General features: G+C 68.2%; 20 protein-coding genes and 1 pseudogene. 10 read left to right on the top strand and 11 right to left on the bottom strand.

All coding sequences use genetic code 11. The features are described from left to right. Positions 1 to 3: 3 nt before the first annotated feature. A complete protein-coding gene (locus ACFWIW_RS13935) occupies positions 4 to 540 on the bottom strand; it encodes a hypothetical protein (protein ID WP_378368771.1) in 537 nt (178 codons plus the stop codon). 656 nt (positions 541 to 1,196) lie between these two features. Between ACFWIW_RS13935 and ACFWIW_RS13930 the strand changes: the two are divergent. Next, positions 1,197 to 1,886 (top strand): annotated as a pseudogene (locus ACFWIW_RS13930) (LysR substrate-binding domain-containing protein); the annotation flags it as partial. Positions 1,887 to 1,995: 109 nt separating this feature from the next. Here the strand turns inward: ACFWIW_RS13930 and ACFWIW_RS13925 are convergent. Continuing rightward, positions 1,996 to 2,844 carry an SDR family NAD(P)-dependent oxidoreductase gene (locus ACFWIW_RS13925; protein WP_378368770.1) on the bottom strand — a complete coding sequence of 283 codons (849 nt, stop codon included), beginning with the start codon at positions 2,842 to 2,844 and terminating at the stop codon, positions 1,996 to 1,998. Positions 2,845 to 3,836: 992 nt separating this feature from the next. On the opposite strand from ACFWIW_RS13925, the gene ACFWIW_RS13920 reads away from it, so the two are divergent. Beyond that, a complete protein-coding gene (locus ACFWIW_RS13920; RefSeq protein WP_378368769.1) occupies positions 3,837 to 4,415 on the top strand; it encodes an SRPBCC family protein in 579 nt (192 codons plus the stop codon). Here the strand turns inward: ACFWIW_RS13920 and ACFWIW_RS13915 are convergent. The 3 genes from ACFWIW_RS13915 to ACFWIW_RS13905 form a co-directional block, all read right to left on the bottom strand. Continuing rightward, entirely contained in the window at positions 4,400 to 4,624 is a 225-nt protein-coding gene (locus tag ACFWIW_RS13915; RefSeq protein WP_378368768.1) for a hypothetical protein, read from the bottom strand. The two genes, ACFWIW_RS13920 and ACFWIW_RS13915, sit on opposite strands and share 16 nt — an antisense overlap. A gap of 234 nt (positions 4,625 to 4,858) precedes the next feature. Beyond that, positions 4,859 to 6,241 (bottom strand): sensor histidine kinase, encoded by a 1,383-nt coding sequence (locus ACFWIW_RS13910; RefSeq protein ID WP_378368767.1) that lies wholly within the window; start codon positions 6,239 to 6,241, stop codon positions 4,859 to 4,861. After that, a complete protein-coding gene (locus tag ACFWIW_RS13905; protein ID WP_378368766.1) occupies positions 6,241 to 6,930 on the bottom strand; it encodes a winged helix-turn-helix domain-containing protein in 690 nt (229 codons plus the stop codon). Before ACFWIW_RS13905 ends, ACFWIW_RS13910 begins: the two co-directional genes overlap by 1 nt. A gap of 154 nt (positions 6,931 to 7,084) precedes the next feature. Between ACFWIW_RS13905 and ACFWIW_RS13900 the strand changes: the two genes are divergently transcribed. Beyond that, positions 7,085 to 7,561, top strand: coding sequence for a hypothetical protein (locus ACFWIW_RS13900; RefSeq protein WP_378368765.1), 477 nt, complete (start codon positions 7,085 to 7,087; stop codon positions 7,559 to 7,561). 489 nt (positions 7,562 to 8,050) lie between these two features. Here ACFWIW_RS13900 and ACFWIW_RS13895 read toward each other — a convergent pair whose 3' ends face one another. From ACFWIW_RS13895 to ACFWIW_RS13885, 3 genes are read right to left on the bottom strand one after another with little or no spacing between them, the layout of a single operon-like run. Further along, positions 8,051 to 8,716 (bottom strand): winged helix-turn-helix transcriptional regulator, encoded by a 666-nt coding sequence (locus ACFWIW_RS13895; RefSeq protein WP_378368764.1) that lies wholly within the window; start codon positions 8,714 to 8,716, stop codon positions 8,051 to 8,053. After that, positions 8,716 to 8,931 carry a hypothetical protein gene (locus ACFWIW_RS13890; RefSeq protein ID WP_378368763.1) on the bottom strand — a complete coding sequence of 72 codons (216 nt, stop codon included), beginning with the start codon at positions 8,929 to 8,931 and terminating at the stop codon, positions 8,716 to 8,718. Before ACFWIW_RS13890 ends, ACFWIW_RS13895 begins: the two co-directional genes overlap by 1 nt. After that, entirely contained in the window at positions 8,928 to 9,284 is a 357-nt protein-coding gene (locus tag ACFWIW_RS13885; protein WP_378368762.1) for a hypothetical protein, read from the bottom strand. The genes ACFWIW_RS13890 and ACFWIW_RS13885 overlap by 4 nt, the downstream gene beginning before the upstream one ends. 351 nt (positions 9,285 to 9,635) lie before the next feature. On the opposite strand from ACFWIW_RS13885, the gene ACFWIW_RS13880 reads away from it, so the two are divergent. The 6 genes from ACFWIW_RS13880 (at position 9,636) to nhaA (ending at position 16,376) form a co-directional block, all read left to right on the top strand. Beyond that, on the top strand, positions 9,636 to 10,535 hold the full coding sequence (locus ACFWIW_RS13880; protein WP_378368761.1) for an ATP-binding cassette domain-containing protein: 900 nt from the start codon (positions 9,636 to 9,638) through the stop codon (positions 10,533 to 10,535). Next, positions 10,532 to 12,178 (top strand): polyketide antibiotic transporter, encoded by a 1,647-nt coding sequence (locus tag ACFWIW_RS13875; protein WP_378368760.1) that lies wholly within the window; start codon positions 10,532 to 10,534, stop codon positions 12,176 to 12,178. Before ACFWIW_RS13880 ends, ACFWIW_RS13875 begins: the two co-directional genes overlap by 4 nt. Positions 12,179 to 12,535: 357 nt before the next feature. Continuing rightward, a complete protein-coding gene (locus tag ACFWIW_RS13870) occupies positions 12,536 to 13,147 on the top strand; it encodes a TetR/AcrR family transcriptional regulator (RefSeq protein WP_378368759.1) in 612 nt (203 codons plus the stop codon). Next, positions 13,144 to 14,412: a glycosyltransferase gene (locus ACFWIW_RS13865; RefSeq protein ID WP_378368758.1), complete on the top strand. Its 1,269-nt coding sequence runs from the start codon at positions 13,144 to 13,146 to the stop codon at positions 14,410 to 14,412. Before ACFWIW_RS13870 ends, ACFWIW_RS13865 begins: the two co-directional genes overlap by 4 nt. A 19-nt stretch (positions 14,413 to 14,431) precedes the next feature. Then, on the top strand, positions 14,432 to 14,911 hold the full coding sequence (locus ACFWIW_RS13860; RefSeq protein WP_378368757.1) for a DUF6653 family protein: 480 nt from the start codon (positions 14,432 to 14,434) through the stop codon (positions 14,909 to 14,911). A gap of 160 nt (positions 14,912 to 15,071) precedes the next feature. Then, on the top strand, positions 15,072 to 16,376 hold the full coding sequence (gene nhaA / locus ACFWIW_RS13855; RefSeq protein WP_378368756.1) for a Na+/H+ antiporter NhaA: 1,305 nt from the start codon (positions 15,072 to 15,074) through the stop codon (positions 16,374 to 16,376). 134 nt (positions 16,377 to 16,510) lie between these two features. On the opposite strand, the gene ACFWIW_RS13850 is transcribed toward nhaA, so the two are convergent. Both ACFWIW_RS13850 and ACFWIW_RS13845 read right to left on the bottom strand, forming a co-directional pair. Continuing rightward, complete coding sequence (locus tag ACFWIW_RS13850) at positions 16,511 to 17,761, bottom strand: hypothetical protein (protein ID WP_378368755.1); 1,251 nt, start codon at positions 17,759 to 17,761, stop codon at positions 16,511 to 16,513. After that, positions 17,758 to 18,309, bottom strand: a complete 552-nt coding sequence (locus tag ACFWIW_RS13845) for an RNA polymerase sigma factor (RefSeq protein ID WP_378368754.1) — start codon at positions 18,307 to 18,309, stop codon at positions 17,758 to 17,760. The genes ACFWIW_RS13850 and ACFWIW_RS13845 overlap by 4 nt, the downstream gene beginning before the upstream one ends. A 103-nt stretch (positions 18,310 to 18,412) precedes the next feature. Here ACFWIW_RS13845 and ACFWIW_RS13840 point away from each other — a divergent pair, with 103 nt between their 5' ends. After that, on the top strand, positions 18,413 to 19,870 hold the full coding sequence (locus ACFWIW_RS13840; protein ID WP_378368753.1) for a hypothetical protein: 1,458 nt from the start codon (positions 18,413 to 18,415) through the stop codon (positions 19,868 to 19,870). A 46-nt stretch (positions 19,871 to 19,916) separates the two neighbouring features. Here the strand turns inward: ACFWIW_RS13840 and ACFWIW_RS13835 are convergent, their stop codons facing one another. Beyond that, entirely contained in the window at positions 19,917 to 20,237 is a 321-nt protein-coding gene (locus ACFWIW_RS13835; RefSeq protein ID WP_378368752.1) for a hypothetical protein, read from the bottom strand. Positions 20,238 to 20,402 lie beyond the last annotated feature (165 nt).

Genomic DNA, 20,402 nt, shown 5'->3' with positions numbered 1-20,402 from the left:
TGGTTACATGAAGTTGGGGATTGCCTGCAAGACTGTGCCGAATCCGAGAAAGAACAGGCTGGCAATCTGGAGTCTGACCGTATCCGCAGCTACGGAGCGGATCAGCTCCCGGTGGCTTGCCTCTACCTCGCGAAGCTGGCTTCTGACTGCCCCGATCGAGGTCTTTAGCTCCCGTGTGTCCTGCTGCTGCCTGGCTCGGTCTTCGGCGGCCTGGGCTTCGTTCAGCGCAACCCTCCGCTCGATCCAACGGACCTGCTTGTAGAGGGGGATATCCGTTGGCGCTGGACCGCGCGACACGACCCCCATCGCCGTTGCTGTCGTCGCGGCAATGACAGCGGCGCCGAGTCCGACGATATTCGGCGGCGGTTTGCGTCGAAGGAGGCGACGGACCGTCGACTTGATGCGGTTTCCGAGGCGATTGAACGCGGGCCATAGTGGCCCCTGGCCGTGTTCTTCGTGCGTAGAGCGGTAGGCCTTGAAGGCCAACCAGATTCCGACGAAGGACAGTACGAGGCCAGCGGTCGTGAACAGGATCTTCATGCTGGTATGTCGGGCTGACCGAGCAAGGCGTTGCGACGTCGACGGTTACGTTTCGTGGTTGACGGCGGCTCAAGGGTCTGGCAGGTGGGGGGTGCTGCCGTCGCGTGTGGCATGCCCAGGAGGTCGTTGGGGGAGTGGTCACCCCCGCCTCGCCCCCAAATCGCCGGTAGTTTCGCGGTTGTCGCAGGTAGAGGCGTAGTTCCTGGCTGGATTCAAAACCCGTCCAGTGTGAGTTCGAATCTCACCGGGGGCACCAACAGCGTCTACACGGATATCGGCCGAGTTCTGAGTGGGCACGTTCGGTGTAGGCGATGGCATCGGTGAATCTTTCCGCCGAGATGGCGACTTCGGGCAGCTGGTCGGCGGGCGGCCAGATGGTGATGGTCGCCGCTGTGGTTCAGTTCCGCCCTGAGCTGGGTGATGCCGAACAGTGTGCCGACTGGCCGCCTTGGGGCTTTGGCCAAGTTGAACGCAATGCGTCGCTCTTGCTCCCTTCCAGGTCGTTGTAGCTTCCGCGGAGAGCCTTGGCGAAGGGGTCGTTCGGGTCGCCTTGCTGGGCTTTCGCCAGTGGGGACTTCTGGTGCTGAGCGATGTCGCCGAGCTGTCGTTGGGGCCGTTCTTCTCGTACGTACAAGGCTTTCTGGTGATCGGCGTACGTGTCCGCTGGAGGAGCGCAACGTCACCAAGACGGGGCGACGCATTTCGGCGACGACCTGCTCTCCCGGGCCGGCGGGCACTACGAACTGACCGCCCTCGGTCTGGCTCTCCTCGGCCGTACCGCCACCGCCTGCGACCTGCTGGAGCGCGTCTTCACCAGCCAGGCCGACTTCGACCCCGCCCACGAGGAACACGAGTTCACCCTGGTCGCCTCCGACTACGCGGTGGCCGTCTTCGGCGCCGAACTCGCCCGCACGATCCATGCCGAGGCACCAGGCGTCCGGCTCCGGTTCAAGCAGGCGTCGACGGAACTCATCGAGGACACCACGGCACTGCTGAGTACCGTCGACGGGTTGCTGATGCCACACGGCATCATTCGCGGTTTCCCCGCGGTCGACCTCTACCGGGACAGCTGGGCCTACCTCGTCGCCGACGACAACCCCGAGGTCGGCGAGCAGCTCACCCTCGACGACCTGGCGCGGCTACCGTGGGTGACGTACCAGCGCACCTACGACGCGCCCGCCGCGCGCCAGATCGGCTTGCTCGGCATCGAGCCGCGGGTGGAGGTCTCCGTCGACAGCTTCGGGTTGATGCCTCAGCTGGTCGTGGGTACCCGCCGGGTCGCCCTCGTCCAGCGGCGTCTCGCCGAGCGGTTGGGCGGGCTCGTCCCAGTCCGCGTGATGGAACCGCCCTACGACGCCGTGCCGCTCCAGGAAGCCCTGTGGTGGCACCCGGTGCACACACACGACGCGGGCGCAGTGTGCGCTTTTGAACGAGAAGGACATGAGCCCCTCCTCTTTAGAAGGCCTTTTTCCGGGCATTGGCAAACTCTTTCCCGGCCTTGGTTCCCCCGTCTACCAGGATGTCGATCCCGGTCAGATAGCCGGGTGCTTCGCCGGCGCAGAACGCGAGAACAGCCGCGACCTCCTCGGGCTTGCCGAATCGTTTGATCGCCGCCGATTTCACCAGCTCGCCGGCGCCGTGGTTCTCCTCCAGACGCCCCATCGCGGTATCGAAACTCCCTGGAGAGACAGAAACGACCCGCGCTCCCCGCGCACCGAACTCGGCCGCAAGGAAACGGCTGTACCACTGGACGAAGTTCTTGCTGATCGCGTAGGCCAGTCCGGGCTTCAGCTTCCGGCCGACGAACTTCGCGCGACTGACGATCGCCTTCTCGAAATCGTCGGGTCGTCGCTCGGCGAGGCGGAAAGCACGGAGCGGGACGAAGATCTCGGGAACGCTGTGTCCGGCGGTGGATGCCACATTGACGAGTGCGTCACCGTCGGCGGCCCGCGCGAGGAAGGCCCGCGCGATGTTGACGGTGCCGGTCGCGTTGATGCGCGCGATGCGTTCAGCCGTACCCATGTGCGGACTGACTCCGGCAGCGTGGACCACCGCGCGAACGTGACTTCCTTCGGACTCCGCGCGGTGAAACAGTTGCTCAACGGATGCCTTGTCGGTGATGTCGCACACCACGCCGATCGCATCCATTCCGGCCAAGGCCAGCTCGCGCACCGCGTCGTCGAGGCGCGCCTGGTCGAGGTCCGCCAGCACGATCCGGTGGTCGCGGCCCATGAGCCCCGCCGTCGCCAATCCCATGCCGCCGGTCCCGCCGGTGATGACCGCGGTGGGATGTGTAGTCGACATGGTTGATCCTCGTCGTCGAGAGCGGAGTTTCGAGATCACGTGCATCCTTGCCCAGCCCTGCCATCGCCGACCAGCCGGCCGGGGGGAACTACCCGATCGGGCCCCGCGCCGAGAATCGCGATGCTGGGTCGTCCGTACGGGCGACCCGGCTCAGTGACACGATGTCCGCGGGCCATGCTTCCCGTGGCCACTCGTTCGCTAGCCGCTCGTTGCTCGTTCGCGCCGGACACGTCGCGGGAAGCGTGACAGGCGTCGTGTGGCTGCTCCGCCTTGTGGTGGGCCGGCGCGCCGAGGGGGAGGGAGCGCGCCGGACCCGGTGGACACCCTGCCAGATCGTGAGCAAACGCGTCGCATGGCAGCACTTGTTCTGCGGATTTCGCAGGCGCGTCGGTGCAGTTGCCACGTCGGTGATCGAGCATGCGTTGTGGTGCCCCGGTGTGCCATGGATCGCAAGCTGATTGTCAGGTGCGGCCGCTGCTGGATAGGGGAGGCTTGAGGACAGTCTGGCGTCAGCTGGACGAAGGCCGTCCGCAACGTACGGGAGCACTGTGAGAGATGAACACGTGGTCCTCCTCGGCCCGAACCACTGCAAGTGAAGTGGCCCCATATCGCAGTGTGGCTTCCGGCCTGGTCGACGCTCTGGTCTTTCTGGCAGGCCTGTGGTTGCTTTTGTCTCCATTCGCGCTGGACGATCCCGTCGGTGTCCTTGATCCGGTGGCGGGCGCGGTCACCGGAGCTGCTCTCGCTATGGCGGCGGCGGGGTCGCTCGTCGAGCCCGCCGCCGCGCGGGCGTGGAGACCTGTTCAGCCGGTGAGTGCCGCCTGGCTCCTCTTGGCCCCGTTCCTGCTCGGACGCGCCGACCTGCCCGAAATCGATGCCGCTCTGACCGGGACGATTCTGTTCGCCTTGTGGTCTGCCGGAGGGGCCTTCGCCCGGCGTGTCGACCGCTCTCATCGCCGTGAAGTACGCAGGAGCGTCCAAAGTGGACTTTGGTGGTCGAACCCGATTTCAGTGCGATCCTTCCCGTTTCAGCTGATTTTCTGCCGAGAAGAGCCGATCAGAGTTCCTGGATGGGTATGTATCTCCGGGCGGGCACGGCCACGGACGATGTGAGGAGCTCCGCAGTGCGGTCATACGACGTACTGGCCGAAACGGCGGCGTCACCAGCGGTCGTGTGGAGGTTGTTGCTTGATTCGAGGAGCTGGCCCGCCTGGTCGCATATCGATGAACTGGACGTCGGCCGCTCGAGCGGTCTTTCCTCCGACGGGCGTGACGTGGTCGGCGCCATTCGAGCATTCCGAGTCGGCAAAACCGTCATCACGGAGCGGGTGAGCGGGCTTGAGCCTGGACGGCACTTCGCGTACGAGGGTGTGGAAAGCCCGCACATGGCGGACCACCAGGCCGCGATCGATCTTCACGAGACCCCCGGTGGTGGAACACGGATCCGTTGGCACGGAACATATCGCGCGCGTGGGATCGAACGATGGTCCTCCGGGCGGCGCGTCGAGCGAGTGATGCGGACCATGGTGACCGGGCTCGCGAATCACGCCGCCGGTCAGATCGGCCGTTGAGCTCGCAGCGTCCGGAGAACGCGGAATCGCGCGAGCCTGTGCAACATCTCGCCCATGGCGTCGGGCCTGATCTGGCCGTCGAGGTCCGCGTGCGCGGTCCTCACGATGTCGTCGACGGCCGATTCCGGGAGAGAGGACGCGAATTCACGGCAAAGCCACTGTCGGACTTCGTCGGTGATGTCGTCGGTCTGGTGGTCGTGGACGGTCATATCCCTCCTCCGTACGACGACTTCATTGTGTCGGTGGTGTCGGGGACCGCACCTGACGACTGCCTGACGATTCCGGCGCGGCCGGACACGGTGTCGGCGGAACCGAGCGGCTGGAGACCGTCGGAGTGGCGGTCGGCGCGAGGGTGGCGATCGGTTCGGGCTTGTCTTGTGCGGTCACACCGCAGCCAGCGAGACCTAGTGCGATGGTCGCCAGGAGCACGATCGGACCGGGTTTCATGCGGTCGCCTCCGGGAGTTCGACGACGAAGCGGGCACCGCCGCCGGGCCGATCCTCGACCCAGACGCTGCCGCCATGCCGGTGCACGTGGTCGGCGACGATGGCCAGCCCGAGTCCGCTTCCGGTCTCCCGGTCGCGGCGTCCGGCGTGCAGGCCGCGGGCGAACCGTTCGAAGATGCGTTCTCGCAGGGCGGGCGGGACGCCGCTGCCGGCGTCGTCCACCTCGATCCTCGCGCGGTCGCCATTCCGCCGCACGGTCACGGCGACTGTGCCACCGCCGTATCGGTCGGCGTTGTCGAGGAGGTTCGAGACGACCCGGTCGATCCGGCGGCGGTCGGCGGAGACGAGCGGGGCTTCCTGGTCGATTTCCGCGCGCAGACCGGAGTTCCCCCGGCTGTCGAGCACGTTCCGCACGAGGGCGCCGAGATCCACGAGTTCGGCAGGCTCCTGGTCTTCGTGGTCGGCGCGGGAGATCTCGAGCAGGTCGACGACCATTCGCTGGAACCGGTTCAGCTCCGAGCCCAGCAGGCCCAGCGCCTGGCGTGCGGTCGGGTGCATGGTGTCCTGACGGCGGACCATCACCTGGGTGACATTGACCATCGTGGTGAGTGGTGAGCGGAGTTCGTGGCTGACGTCGGCGGCGAAGCGCTTGTCCCGGCGGACTCGTTGTTCGAGCTGTTCGGTGGTGGTGTTGAAGCTCGTGGCGAGCGGGGCGAGGTCGGGGTCGTTCTGGTGGGGGAGCCGCGTCGTCAGGTCTCCGCGCGCGACACGGGAAGCGGCGCCGCGGAGCGCGGCGAGCGGGCGGAGGGCGCGTTTGCTGGTCCAGGCGCCGAGGGCGACTCCGAACAGCGCGGCGACGACCGTGCCGGTGATGAGCAGGAAGCTGAGGTACCGGAAGGTCCGATCCAGTTCGAGAAGCGGATACAGCTCGACGTAGATGCTGTCCCCATTGCCGACCGGAGTGGCGATGGCCATCACGGGGACGCCGTCGGCGAGAAACCGTTGCCGGGCCGCGACGCCGTCCCGTGCGCTGTCGAGGAGGGCGATGGGGATCGTGGTGGGCTCGATCTGCCGTCCGCTGGTGAGCCAGCCGTCCGGTCGCGACAGCAGGATCGAGGAGTCCGGGCCGCTGGCGAGGCCGGTCAGCAGGTCGTCGAGAGTGTCGGAGTGCTCCGCGAGTGCCTTGTCGACCAGGCCGACGTTGACCTCGGACTGCCGGGTGGTGCTCTGCTCGCGTTGGTCGAGCATGTAGCCGGTGGTCAGATTCCAGGTCGCGATGCCCAGCACGGACATCACCAGTGCCAGGCCGAGACCGAACGCGGCGGCCACCCGCCAGCGAAGCGAAAGCCGTTGCACGGTCACTCGAACCGTCGGGAGCATCACGGATCCGGGTCGGTCCGGTAGCCGCGTCCTCGCACGGTCAAGATCAGGGTCGGATTGTCGGGATCGTTTTCGACCTTGCGGCGCAACCGTCTGATGTGGACGTCGAGCAACCTCGTGTCGCCGAAGTAGTCGTGTTCCCACACTCGCTTCAGCAGCTGCTCGCGGGTTACGACCTGTCCTTCCGCCGTGACCAGTTCGGTGAGGAGGCGGAACTCGGTGCGAGTCAGGTGTACCGGTTCGCCGTCGCGCCGGACGGTCTCCTCGTCCGGCCGGACTTCGAGACTTCCGATGGTGAACCGGGTCGGCGGAGGCGGTGCGGTGCGGCGGAGAAGAGCCCGGATCCTCGCCGCGAGTTCTCCCGCGACCAAGGGTTTGGTGACGTAGTCGTCCGCACCCGCCTCGAGACCCGCGATGACGTCTTGTGTGTCCGCGCGGGCGGTGATCACGATGATCGGCAACGCGCCCTGGTCACGGATGGACCGGCATACGGTGAGCCCGTCGATGCCAGGCAGCATGAGATCGAGCAGGACTACGTCGACTTGGACCTGCTCGAGTAATTCGAGGCCGTCTTCGCCGGTCGCGGCACAGTCGATGTCGAAACCTTCATCGGCGAGCGCCAGGCTGAGCGCTTCGCTGATCATCGCGTCGTCTTCGACGAGAAGGACACGAGTCGGCACAGCCGGCATCTCCTTCCCGCTTACGAACCTTCGACACGGCTGCGGCGACTTTAACAGCTCACATCGGACGTCGCGGCCGATCGTAAGGCAGTTGTCAGTTGTGCGACGGCGTCTCCGTGCCAGGGTCGAATACGCGGTCATCGAACCGGAGGAGGATCACGACGTGACAACAGAGGTAGCCGCGGTAGCGGTTGTCGGCGCGGCGACCGCGTCCAGGACGCGGCGGCTACGGGACGAGGCGGATCGCCTGTGGTCGGTCGCGGCGGGGCATCGAACGCTGGCGGACGAACTCGAGGCGAGTGAGGAGCCGGACTCCTTCCATCGCGCAAAATCGCAGCGCATGCTCGGTGAAGTGGCCGCGCATCACGGATTCGCGTACCACGAACTCGCCAACGCGGCGGAGGCCCGGGCCGCCGCACAGGAACACCGGCGCGAGTCTCCACAATGGACGATCCTGATCGACAGGTCGTTCGCGGCGATCCGGCGTGCGGAGGCGCATCATGAACGCGCAGCCGCGTATACGGCCAGGACCGTGGGTGATGAGGCGGTCGCGCGCAGGCACGAGGAGGCCGCGCGGGAAGCCGACGGTCGCGCCATGGCCTTTGCCGTGGACACTTCTTCGACCCGGCGGCTGGGTTGATCGTAAGGATTTCGTTAGGTCGCCTTTTCCGGTTCCGTGACAGGCTCGGGTGTGCGGTCGGGTGCTCGCCGGGAACGGGGAGAAGAGATGGCTTCCAGTGTCGGTCTCCGCGGCAGGGCGCCGGCCGAACTGGCGTATGTGGATGCCGGGAAGCGATCGATGGCGACGAGTGGACTACCGGGGTCGGAAGGTGCCGTCGACGGCTACGTCCGGCGCGTGAGGCACCTCCGTGAGGAAGCATCGCGAGTCCGGCGATCGGCGGGCGGGTATTTGGAGCTGGCGGCCGAAGCGCTCGCCGCGGACGATCCCGAATCCGCCGTCCGGTTGCGAACTCTCGCCGAGATGGCCTCCTGTCGTTACGTGGCCTACGACGAGCTCGTGACGGCAGCGGAGCATCGAGGACAGGCCGGATTGTTCGTTGTGACAGGCAGGAACAGCGGCGACCGCTCCTTGGCAGGCCAACAGGAATGTGAACAGTGCGGGAAAGTCCTATGAGGACAGTGTCGGCGCATCGGTAGCGGAATACGGGCCCGCGCCGATCCAGACGATGGCTTGGCGCACGGCGGTGCGGGGTCCGCTGATCACAATCGACCTGTCCCGCAAGGCGTCCAGCCAATCCGTGTACCCCAGCCAGACCCCGGCCAGCGCGCCGAGCGTGCAGTCGATGCGCATCGCTTGAGGCAGCTTGGGGTCATGGAAGGTCGGCGCGGCCAGCTCTCGGGAGAGCACCAGCCACCACCACCGTGGTCCACGTGATTCGCTGAACCGGAAATGGATCGCGACAGGCTGCGCGGGCAGCGTGGCGCGGTCGATGCCCCTGGAGATGTCGCGCAGGAGCAGAGCGGGGTCGAGGTCACCGTGCCTCGGCGGTGGCAGCCACCGCGCTCCCCACCGGCCGAGTGGTTCGATGACCGAGGCCAGCTCGCGGCCGGCTTCGGTCAAATCGGCCTCGCGTCGGCGAAGCACGACCAGGCCGGCGGTCTCCAGTTTGCGGAGCCTTCTGGTGAGCAATCCGGTCGACACGCCCGGCACCCCGGCCGCGATGTCGGCGATCGAGGTACTTCCGTGCAGCAGCTCACGGATGATCAGCAAGGTCCACGGTTCCGCGACCACCTCGGCCGCCAGTGCGACGGGGCAATGCTGCGCGTAGCGCATCAAAGAACCCGCACCAGCCGGACGATCCGATCGCGAGCGAGGCGATGCAGCATCTCGCCGAGCGCTTCGGCGACGATCTGGCCTTGAAGGTCGCGATGGGTGGCGCGGACGATCGCACCGACGGCCACGGGTGACAGCTTCGACGAAAACTCGTTCGCCAGCCAGACGGTCACGTCCTCGACGGCGTCCTCCGGCTTATGCGTCCCTACGCTCATCGCTCTCCTGGAATACCTCGGTTCCCGGAACATTCTTCCGGCTGGGTACCCTGGCGAACCTGACGACTGCCTGACAATTGCGGCGGAGTGCGCTGAGACCGGTGGGTTGGTCGTCGCCCTTCGCTCTTGCCGGTGCGACCATGCCCGGCGGTCATGAAAGGCCACAACAGAGCGAAGGCCGTGATGGCAACGCCCAGCGTATCGGTCCAGTGACCGGTGAGAACGCCGTCGATCCAGACGACGATCCAGCCGATGACAGCCGGAAGCCGCAAGTACCGGTAACGCCGCGGGATGGCGCCGAGCAGGACCATGAACAGCAACGCGAACACAGGCGCGGGGGTGACGTTGCCCATGGGGCTTTCCTTGTCGAGGTTGGTTGTGCGGTGACGGCGCAGTGGCGTGCCGCATGAACGCGGGTCGCGGAATGCCGCGTGATCGGCGAGGGTGTACCGGACTGGCCTTCGGCTGTTCCCCGAGCCGATGCGCGACTGTGCGGCCGGACAGCTGTCGCCAGACCGGCTGAGCGGGGGAGTTCGGAAGGTTGCCGACCCGTGGACAACATCAGGCCGCAAATCGCGCCTATTCCCACGGCGTCGCGTCGATGGCGTCTGGCGCCGACGCTGCGGCAGGAGTACCTTTTTCTCCAGGAGCGCCGGGAAGCCTGGTCGGCAGTCGTCAACTGTCGCCTGCGAAAGGGCCCGGCCATGTCCAGCTCTGCCTCTGTCGCTGTCCGCCTCGATGGGCTCACCAAGCGGTTCGGCCGCACGCTCGCCGTCGATGACCTGTCCTTGTCGGTGCCGTCCGGTGAGGTTTTCGGCTTTCTCGGGCCGAACGGGGCGGGGAAGTCCACGACCATCCGGCTGTTGCTCGGGTTGATCCGGCCGTCCGCCGGGACGGCCGGTGTGTTCGGCGTCCCGGCGTCCGATGTCCGGCGCGCACATGGGCTGCTGAGTTATGTGCCGGGTGAGGTGGCGTTGTGGCCGGACCTGACCGGAGCCGAGATTCTCGAGTTGCTGGCCTGCGTCGGCCCGAAGGCCGACCTGAGCTACCGCGCCGAGCTGGTGGAGCGGTTCGCCTTGGATCTGGACAGGCGGGCGAAGACGTATTCGACCGGAAATCGGCAGAAGGTGGCCTTGATCGCCGCGTTCGCGAGCCGTGCCGAGCTGCTGGTGCTGGACGAGCCGACGAGTGGGCTGGATCCGTTGATGGAGCAGGTGTTCCGGTCGTGCGTCGCCGAGGCACGACAAAGGGGGCAGACGGTCTTCCTCTCGTCCCATCAGCTCGCCGAGGTGGAAGCCGTCTGCGACCGGGTCGGCATCCTGCGCGCCGGACGGCTCGTCGAGATCGCGGGCATCGCCGCACTCCGGCTTCTCCACCGCAGCACGGTGGAAGTCGGATACGACGGCACAGAACCCGTACTCGGCGACATTCCCGGGGTGGTGGATGTCGAGCGGCTGGAGGCCAATCGCCTGCGCTTCACCTTGTCCGGGCCGCCGGGGCCGGCGCTTCGGGCGATCGCCTCCGCGGACGTCACTTCGATCGCGTTGCGTGAACCGACGCTCGAAGAGATCTTCCTGGACTACTACGGCGAGAACGCGCGATGACCACGACGGTCGCCAAAGCGATCACACCGCGGGGTAAATCGACGCGTTCGCCGCGTACGGGTGCCGGAAGGGCCGTCTTCCGTCGCGCCGCCAGGCGGATCCGACGGGGCGCGCTGATCGTCGCGCTGGTCACGGCCGGCATGTCCGCGGTCGTGGCAGGCCAGTACCAGTCCACCTTCGCCGGTGCTCTCGACGGCGCGGCTTTGCGGGCGCTGGCGGAGAACCCGGCCATCCGGATCCTGTTCGGGCCACCGGTCGCGCTCGACGACCCCGGCGGATTCACCGTGTGGCGCACCGGCACGCCTGTCCAAGTCCTGGTCGCCGTCTGGGCCTTGCTGGTCGCCACCAGGCTCACTCGCGGCGAAGAGGACACCGGCCGCACCGACCTGCTGCTGGCGGGGCGTCTCCGCGCGGTCGACGTGCTGGCCAAGTACCTGATCGCACTGGCTTCGGCGGCGGTCGTGATCGCGGGCGCCGTGGCGCTGGCCCTTGTCGCTACCGGCACTCGGTCCAGCGGCGCGCTCGTTCACGCCGGCGGAATCCTCGGCATGACCCTGACCTTCGCCGCGACGGGTGTGTTCGCCGCGCAGCTGATGCCCACCCGTGCCGCCGCGACGGGCCTCGCCGTGGCAGTGCTCGGGGCCGGTCTGCTGCTGCGCATGCTCGCCGACGGCATCGGTGCCTTGGCCTGGGCAGGATGGATCACCCCGTTCGGTCTCACCTCCCGCAGCCTGCCGTACGCGGGCGACAAGGTCGGACCGTTGCTGGTCCTGGCCGTGTTCCCGGTCGTGCTCACGGGCATGGCGCTGATCGCGTGCTCCCGTCGTGACGTCGGCAGGGCGCTGGTGAATCCGGCCGGGCGTCGCCGCCCGCGGACCCGGCTGTTGAAGACGATCACCGGATTCGCCGTCCGTCGTGCGTTGCGTTCCACGATCGGCTGGGCGGCCGGGCTCGGTGCCTATTTCTTCCTCATCGGTGCTCTCGTCGTCTCGGTAGTCCGGTTCCTGGGGGAGAATGCGCGGTTCGCCGAGCTCGCCGCGGGAGCGGGGTTCGGTGGTTTGGAAACCATCGAGGGATTCGCGGCCGCGATGTTCAGCCTGCTCGCGATCCCAGCAGGTCTCTACGCGGCAACCCGGGTCGCGGCCTTCGCCGCGGATGAATCGGGCCGCAGGTTGACGTCGCTGCTGGCGCTGCCTCTGTCCCGCCATCGGCTCGCGGTGACCGAGGTCGTGGTCACGGCGGTGGGAGTGCTCGTTCTGCTCACCGCCGCGGCGTTCGCGTTCTGGTCGGGGACGGTGGCCGGGAGCGCTGAGCTCGGACTGGGGGCTGCGCTCACGGGAGCCTGGAACGTCGCACCGGTCGCGTCGCTGTCGCTCGGTGCCGCGATGTTCGCGCTCGGCTGGGCACCGCGGGCTGTCGCCGCGCTCGGCGCGCTCCCGGTCGCCGGCGGCTTCCTCCTCAAAGTGATCCTGCAGAGCGTGCAGGCGCCACGGTGGCTGAGTGATCTATCGCCGTTCACCCATCTCGCCGCTGTACCGCGAGCTTCTCCGGACTGGACGGCGACGCTCGGCCTCCTCGCGATCGCCGCGGCATTGGCGGGGCTCGGCTTCCTCGGCTACCACCGCCGCGACCTGAGTACGTGAGGTGAGGCCGGTGGTCATTCCGACCCGCTTCTGACGACACTCTTCCGCTTCTCGAGTTGTTCGTCGTTCGCCAGCGCGGTCAGCTTCTGCTCGAGGTGCCGAGGCGGGCTCGAACTGCTCTGAGCAGTCCTTGCCTGGCACGACCGCTTCACCGGGAACTCCGCCGGCCGGAATCGGAAGGGGCGGAGCAGCTGCGATAAGTCGTGGGATCCGAGGTTTCTCTGCCGCGAAGTGCAGCCCGGCGGACGGCCGGATCAACCCTCGGTCAGCCGGCGACGCGGAACTGGGTTCGAAGGCCGGGTGGTCCGACCGTAATTCACCTTGACCTAGACTGAACAACTGTTCAATACTCTGATCATGCGTTCAGCTTCTGATCTGACCGCCCGGGCGCGGATCCGGGACGCGGCCTTGGCGAGGTTCGGCGCCGACGGCGTGGCTGGCACGTCGGTGCGGGCCGTCGCCGCCGACGTCGGCGTGTCGCCGGGGCTGGTGCTGCATCACTTCGGCTCGAAGGAGGGATTGCGGCAGGCATGTGACGATCACGTGCTCGAAGCCATCCGTTCCGGAGGTGACGACGGCACCGCCGCACTGGCGGAGGCGTTGCAGGCCGCCACCCCGGTGCGGCGCTATCTCGCGCGGGCGTTCCTGGACGGTTCGAGTGCCGCGTCGGCCCTGTTCGACGAGATCGTGGAGCACACCGAGGAGTGGCTCGCTGAAGGCGAGCGTGAGGGCTGGGTGCACGCCGCGGCGGACACGCGGGCGCGCGCGGTGGTCTATGTGTCGTGGCTGCTGGCGCCCCTGGTGCTCGGGGATCACGTGGGGCGATTGCTCGACGGCGATGCGGCGGAAACCGCGACGGCGGTCCGGGGCGCCCGGGCCGGTTTGGAGATGCTCACGAACGGTCTGTTCGCCGACGACCGCTGGCTGAAGGCCTACTCGGCCATCGGAGAGCGGGAGGCCGGCCGATGAGGGCGTTGCTGGTCACCCATGGCACGCGCGGTGATGTCCAGCCGATGCTGGCGCTCGCGGTGGCCCTGCGGCAGCGAGGGCATGAAGCGGTGCTGGCCGCGCCAGGATCGTTCGCGGACGCCGCGGCGGAGCACGGGATCGAGTTCGCGCCGCTGGACGAGGGGCCGAACCGGTTGATGGACGATCCGGTGGTGCAGGAGGCGATGGAGAACGGCTATCGGGGTCTCCGCGGCAAGATCACCGCCGTGCGTACGGCGCAACGCCTCAAGCCGTGGATGGTGGCGGTCCTGCACGATGTCGGCGTGGCGGCGAAGGCCTCCCGCGCGGACGTCATCGTGCACACGACCGGGGTGGCGGCCCAGCATGCCGCCGAGCTGCTCGGCGTCCCGTCGGTCGTCGTCGCGCTGCAACCCGGCTGGGTTCCGACCGCCGAATTCCCTTGCCCGATGGTGCCGTTGCCCCGGCTGCCGAAGGTCCTCAACCGCACCAGCTACCTCGCGGTGTCGGCGATCTTGCGCACGTACGCGGGGATCACCACCACTTGGCGCACCACCGAACTCGGGCTTCCGCGCCGCCGGGGAAGCCATGACCTGTTCCACGACAAGGACGGCAATGACCGGCTCGTGCTGCAGGCATTCAGCCGGCAGGTGACAGTCGCCGCGGGCGATTGGCCGGATTCGGTGCGTACCACCGGCTTCTGGTACCTCCCCGCCGCATCGACGTGGTCACCACCCGCGCGGTTGAAGGAATTCCTCGACGCGGGGCAGGCTCCCGTCTACATCGGATTCGGCAGCATGGCGGGCCGAGACGCGCGACGCACCCGCGAAGTGGTCGAGAACGCTGTCCGGCAGGCCGGGGTGCGCGCGGTGGTCGCGACCGGCTGGGGCGGGATCGACGGAGACGTCGGCGGCGATCGTGTCCTGGTGATCGAGCACGCGCCGCACGATTGGCTGTTCCCGCGGGTGAGCGCGGTCGTGCATCACGGAGGTGGTGGCACCACCGGTGCCGCGCTCGCGGCGGGCAGGCCGCAGGTGGTGTGCCCGTTCGTCGCCGACCAGCCGTACTGGGCGCGCCGCATGCACGCGGCCGGCGTCGCGCCGCCCCCGATCCGGCAGCAGCACCTCACCGCCGATCGGCTCGCCGAGGCGCTGCGGCAGGCCACCCGCGACGCCGGGATGCGAGAGCGAGCCGGACACCTGGGCCGGGAAGTACGCGAGGAGAACGGTTTGGACGCCGCGGTCAGCGCCATCGAGCGCGTTGTCTGACGCACAGGAAGGAAAGTCCATGGAACTCACCGACAAAATCGCACAGGCCTTCCGCATGGATGACGACGCGTGGCGCCGGCATGCGAATCCCTGGAGCGTATGGACCCGGTTCGCGGCGATCCCGTTGATGCTGCTCGCGATCTGGAGCCGGACTTGGATCGGTTGGTGGTGTCTCCTGCCGATCGCGGCCGTCGTCCTGTGGTTGTTCGTGAATCCCTCGATATTCCCGCCGGTCGAACCACGAAGCTGGGCGGCGCGGGGAATCTACGGCGAACGGGCCTGGGTGAAGAACAAGTCCCTCGTGCCGCCGGATCACCGTCAGGTGCTGCGTGTCCTTGTTGCGCTGGGCCTCGCCGGGTTCGGGCTGGTGGCGTGGGGACTGGTATGGCTCGAGCCCTGGCCGACGATCTTCGGGGCGACGATTGTCGTCATGGCTCAGCTGTGGCGCATCGACAGGTTCGGCCGGCTCTGGGAGCGGGCTGGGCAAGGGCACGGGTAGCGTTCAGTTCGTCAAGATCGCGTAAACGTGGGTATGGTGTCCGCGTCGAGGCGCAGCCTCGTGGTGTGCCGGGAAGCCTGGTCGGCGAGCCGAGCCGAACCACACCAGGAGTAGCCCATGAGCACTGTTTCCACCATCGGATCGCGCGTCTCGGCGTTGCATGTCTGAGAGCGCCACACCTCGCGTCCGCCTTTTCGATCGCGGCTCCTGGCCGGAGGCCCAGCGCGTAGCGGAGATCCTGCGCAAGGAGACCGTGGGCGGTGTTCTGCTCCTGATCGGAGCCGTCATCGCCTTGGTGTGGGCGAACACCCCTTGGTCAGGCGCCTACGAGGCGTTGCGTGAGGTCCGGGTAGGACCGGCGGCGCTGCATCTGGACCTCAGCTTGGCGACCTGGGCCGCGGACGGTCTCCTCGCGATCTTCTTCTTCGTCGCGGGACTGGAGGTCAAACGCGAGTTCGTCGCCGGGGATCTGCGCGATCCCCGGCGGGCCGCCGTCCCGGTCGCCGCCGCCGTCGGAGGCGTCGTCATACCAGCCCTGCTCTACATCGCGATCAACCTCGGCGACTCGGCCGCGCTGAGCGGCTGGGCGATCCCGACCGCGACCGACATCGCGTTCGCCTTGGCCGTCCTGGCGGTGATCGGGCACCATCTGCCGTCCGCGCTGCGCACCTTTTTGCTCACGCTGGCTGTCGTCGACGATCTGATCGCCATCGTGATCATCGCCGTTTTCTACACCCGTGAGCTCCTCCTCGGCCCGCTACTGTTGGCACTTCTGCCACTGGCCGCGTTCACCGTGCTGGTTCAGCGCCGGGTGCGATCCTGGTGGCTGCTGCTTCCGCTCGCGGCGACGACCTGGGCGCTGGTGCATGCTTCGGGAATCCACGCCACGGTCGCCGGTGTGCTGCTGGGGTTCGCGGTACCGGTGATCCGCAAACACGGCGAAGGGCCAGGGCTCGCCGAACATTTCGAGCACCGGTTCCGGCCGATCTCGGCCGCCGTGGTGGTCCCGGTGTTCGCCTTCTTCGCCGCCGGTGTCACCGTGGGAGGTCTCGGCGGCCTCGCCGATTCACTCCTCGACCCGGTGGCGCTGGGGATCGTCCTCGCGCTCCTGCTCGGCAAGACCGTCGGCATCACCGGGGCCACGTACCTCGTGTCCCGGTTCACCCGTGCCGAACTCCACGACGACCTTGCCTGGACCGACGTGATCGGGCTGGCCGCGCTGGGCGGCATCGGCTTCACCGTGTCCCTGCTCATCGGTGACCTCGCCTTCGGCGCGGGCAGCGAGAGCGACGAAAAGGCCAAGATCGCGATCTTGGTGGGCTCCCTGTTCGCCGGCCTCGTCGCCACGATCATCCTGCGCATCCGCAACCGGGTGCACCGCAGAATCTGTGCCGAAGAGTCGGTCGACTCCGACCACGACGGCATCCCGGACGTGCACCAGCACGAAGGCGAAACGCGTGGCTAGACGGCTTCCCGTCTGATCCTCCGTCGAGCACGATCAAGGCCGTTGGCCACGAGGCATCGCGTGGCACGGTCGCCGAGGGGACGACGATCCTGCGCGTCACCCGCGATCCGGCTGTCGCGGGCCGGTGGCCCCGGCTACAGAGTCCTGTCGAATACGACGGTGCCGTCGGCATCACGCGCTTGAACGCGAACCCCTTGCGGGAACGGATCGTTCACCTCTTTCGGGACGAAGACCACGAAGGTCCCGTCGACCACGTCGGAGGTCGAGGTCAGTCCGGCGCCGAAGTCACAGGTCACCGTCACCGCCGTCGCCGGTAGGCGCGTCCCGGCGTACGGCGTCCGGGCGTTGCCCCGGTCACCACCGTCTTCCACGCCGCCGAGGGGCTGCATCGGGATCGTCCGGGGCTGCTCCGGCGGGATCTCGAAATGGTCTTGGTAGACCCGCATCTTCAGCCGGCCGGGACGCCGCGGGTCCGGAACGGTCGTGCACGCCAGGCTCCGGTCGCCCAAACGTCCGAGAACGACCCGATAGCCGTCCTTCTCCAGCAGCGCGCCCGGCCGGTATCCCGCCGCGTCGGAGACGGCGTCCGCGGCGCCGGACAGACAATCACCCAGCGCACGTCCCGCGGGCGAGGTCCGGTCGGCCGGGGGGATCGGGCGGTCGACGGCCGAAAGCAGTGGCGCCGGAGCCGGCGGCAGGCTCGTGGTCGTCGCTCCGACGGGTTCGTAGGCGGACAGTCGTGTCTTCTCGGGGGCGGTCCAGGTGAACGAAACGAACTGATGTGTCAGAGGCGAGGCTTCCACGCTGTCCCCGCCGCCGGAATCCTCGGCCTGGAAGGCGAGACCCGCACCCGGCCAGGCCGGATCGAGGACCCCGCCGATCAGTCCGGTCGAGCTTTGCAGGAGCAGTCCGGTGCGGGTGCCGGACGCGTAGGCGGGGGCGGCGTTCGGGTCGGACAAGGTCACGGTGGTCAGCGTCGTCTCGCAGAACATCGGTTTGCCCGCCGCCGTCGCGGCGACGACCGAAACGTCCAGCATGACGTCCGTGAAGTGGGGAACCCACTCCTCGCGCGGGGCCACCCGGTCCGTCTTGCCCGCGGCCCGCACCGCGGCCCAGCAGCGGTCGAGCGACGACTTCGCCAGCCCGACGTCCAGGGTGAGCCCGCCGGCGGCCGGTTCGGGGCCGGGGTCCGTGCCCTGCTGACGAAGTGACTGGGTCGCGGCGGCGACACCGGACGCGACGAGAACGACCGCCGCGGCGGCGGCGTACCAGATGCGTGCGGACCGCCGCGGCTTCGCGATCCCCTCGCGGACGGTCGATCGCATCCGGGCGCGGACCTCGTCCGGCATCGCATGGCGAGGCGGGTACACGGGTTCGCCGCTCATTTCTCCTCCAGCAAGGTACGAAGCCGGGCTCGTCCCCGGGAAAGATGGGCGCGGACGGTGACTTCGGCGATGCCCAGCAATTCCGCGGCGTCGGCGATGCTCACCTCGGCGGCCAGGCAGAGTTCGACGACTTCGCGTTGCGATTTCGGCAGCGACCGGACGGCTTCGGCGACCCGGCCCAGCCGGCGCTGGCCGTCGATCTTCTCGGCCACCGAATCGGCGTGGTCGGAGACAGGGGGCTGGGCGGGGATCTTCCCGAGCAGCCGCAGCCGGCGACGAGCACCGCGGTGCTCGTCACGGGCGACATTGGCCGCGACCGTGTAGAGCCACGGCAGGGCGCTGTCCCGCACCAGGGTCACCTCGGCCCGCCGCCGCCAGGCGATGAGGAACGTCGTGGACGCCAGGTCCTCGGCGCTGCTCCACGAGCCGGTCAGGCGATACGTGTAGTTCCACAGGGCCTCGGCGTGCCGCTCGAACAGTTCACTGAACGCCCCTTCGTCGCCGTCGGCCGCACGGGCCCACAGTTCCCGGTCACCGGTCTGCTCCACCGGTACCCCCACCCTGATCGCAAGACTGCTCACACCCCGGTTGTGGCCGGCACCGGCCGAACGTTGCGCGCAACTTTCCGGGTCGGAGAAGCCACATCAAGCCATGATCATGGAACAGGTCCGGACGACGGACAACCAGGCGACGTCCTGGCGGATGCCCCTGTCCGTGGCGGTGCTCTCGGCGGTGGTGTTCCTGCTCGCCCGCCCGCATTTGATCGACGACACGTTCATCACGCTGGCGTACGCGCGCAACGTCGCCTTCCACGGCCACTGGGGCCTGCTCGCCGACGCGACTTCGAACACCGCGACGTCGCCGGCGAACGTGCTCATCCTGGCGGCCCTGACCTTCTTCGTCCGCGACGCCGTCTTCGCCGCCGGAGTGCTGTTCGTGCTGTGCCAGGTCTTTCTCGCCCTGGGGTTGCGCAGGCTCGGCGCGGCGGCCGGGTTGCCGCGCCGGTTCCCCGCGCTGACCCTCGCGGCGCTGACCGCGAACCCGCTTCTGCTCTCGTCGATCGGGCTCGAGGTCGCCCTCGGCGCGGCGGTCCTGGGCTGGCTCACCGTGTTCGCCGTCGAAAAGAACCCCTTCGCCTTCGGTCTGACAGCCGGCCTGCTCGCCCTGGTCCGGCTGGATCTGATCGTGTTCGCGGTGGTGCTCTTCGTCTTCCTCCGTCCCGGCACGAGACGCGCGCTGCTCGGCGCCGGGATGATCACGCTGCCGTGGTTCGGCTTCAGCTGGGTTGTGCTCGGCGCGGCGGTACCGGACACCGTGGTGATCAAGACTCTCCAGGGCGCGCAACACGCTTGGGGCGCCTGGAACTTCGGCAACGGTCCGCTGTTCTACGCGCGGAGTTCACCGGTGATGGCCGCGCTGGCGTTCCTGCCCGCGGCCCTAGCCGTCCTCGCCGTGGTGACCCTGGCCGTCCGGCGGCGCGGGATCCCCGCCGGGCTGCGGCCGTTCGTGGTGCTCGCCCTCGGCGGCCTGCTTTACCACCTCGGCTACGTGCTGCTGGCGGTTCCGCCCTACCACTGGTACTACGGCCCCGGCCTCACCGCGGCGACCGTTGTCGTCTGTGCCGTGGCGGTTTCTCACCGGATCACGGCGTGTGGAGTGCTCGCGCTGGTTGTCGCCGGTCTGATCGCGTACGCGGCCGCCGGACTTCCCCGCACGTACGCGCCGTTCACGTCGAACTACACCTCGAGCGCGCAGTACGCACGTATCGGAGCGGAACTGGGTGCGCTCACCGGAGGCAGGGTCGTCGGCAGCGCGGGCGAGATCGGCGTCCTCGCCTACAGCTGCGGCTGCCCGGTCGTCGACGTGTTCTCCGACCGTGGCCTGCTGCCGGCCGCGATCGAGGCACGCGGTAGGGAGAACCGCTGGATCCGCGCGACACTCCGCGTGAACTACGCCTTCTTCGACTTCGACGTCCGGCCACGCCGTCCCGAACTCGTGCTGCGCAGGCTGGCGGCCCCACCGCCGGACGCGCTCGCGCACTGGACACTCGACGCGCCGACTCTCGGGAAGCAGGAGCTGTACCTGGTGCCGTCTTCGGCTGCCCGGTGATCGCGCTGGTCGCTGTCTCCTCGTGTGATCACGGCGGGCGATCGGGTCATTTGTGGCCGTTGCGGAAAGACATCCGCAACCCTCGCAGCGTGAGCTGTTCGCCGTCGGGGAACCGCACGTCGTAGACCGCGGCCTCCCGCTCCTGGATCTCCGGGCCGAAGTCCGGCCGCACGGTGACCACGGCTCTGCGCCAGCCCGCCGCCACCGCGGCGTGGTATCGCGAAGACCAGGTGTACTTCGCGGCCGCTGTGAACACGACGGCGACCGTGCCGATGACGAACGACAACGCGGCCACGCCCTCGTAATTCTCGGCCTGGGATCCGCTGACGACGGCGACGATTCCGCTCACCGTCAGGGCGAGCGACAAGAGGTGGTAGACGCCGTTCGCCCGAGATCATCCGCGAGCTGCCGGTCGAGAGGATCCGTGACGACATGCCGTACTTCATGATGGAGCGGTTCGGGGCGCAGTGGCCGGACACGCCGCCGCGCGGGGGTCGTGAGTGGCAAATGTCGTTCTAACGCTCTTTGCCAC

The organism is Amycolatopsis sp. NPDC058340, assembly GCF_042723975.1.
In the GTDB taxonomy this organism is placed as follows: Bacteria; Actinomycetota; Actinomycetes; order Mycobacteriales; family Pseudonocardiaceae; genus Amycolatopsis.
This window is presented reverse-complemented; position numbering and strand designations above follow the sequence as displayed.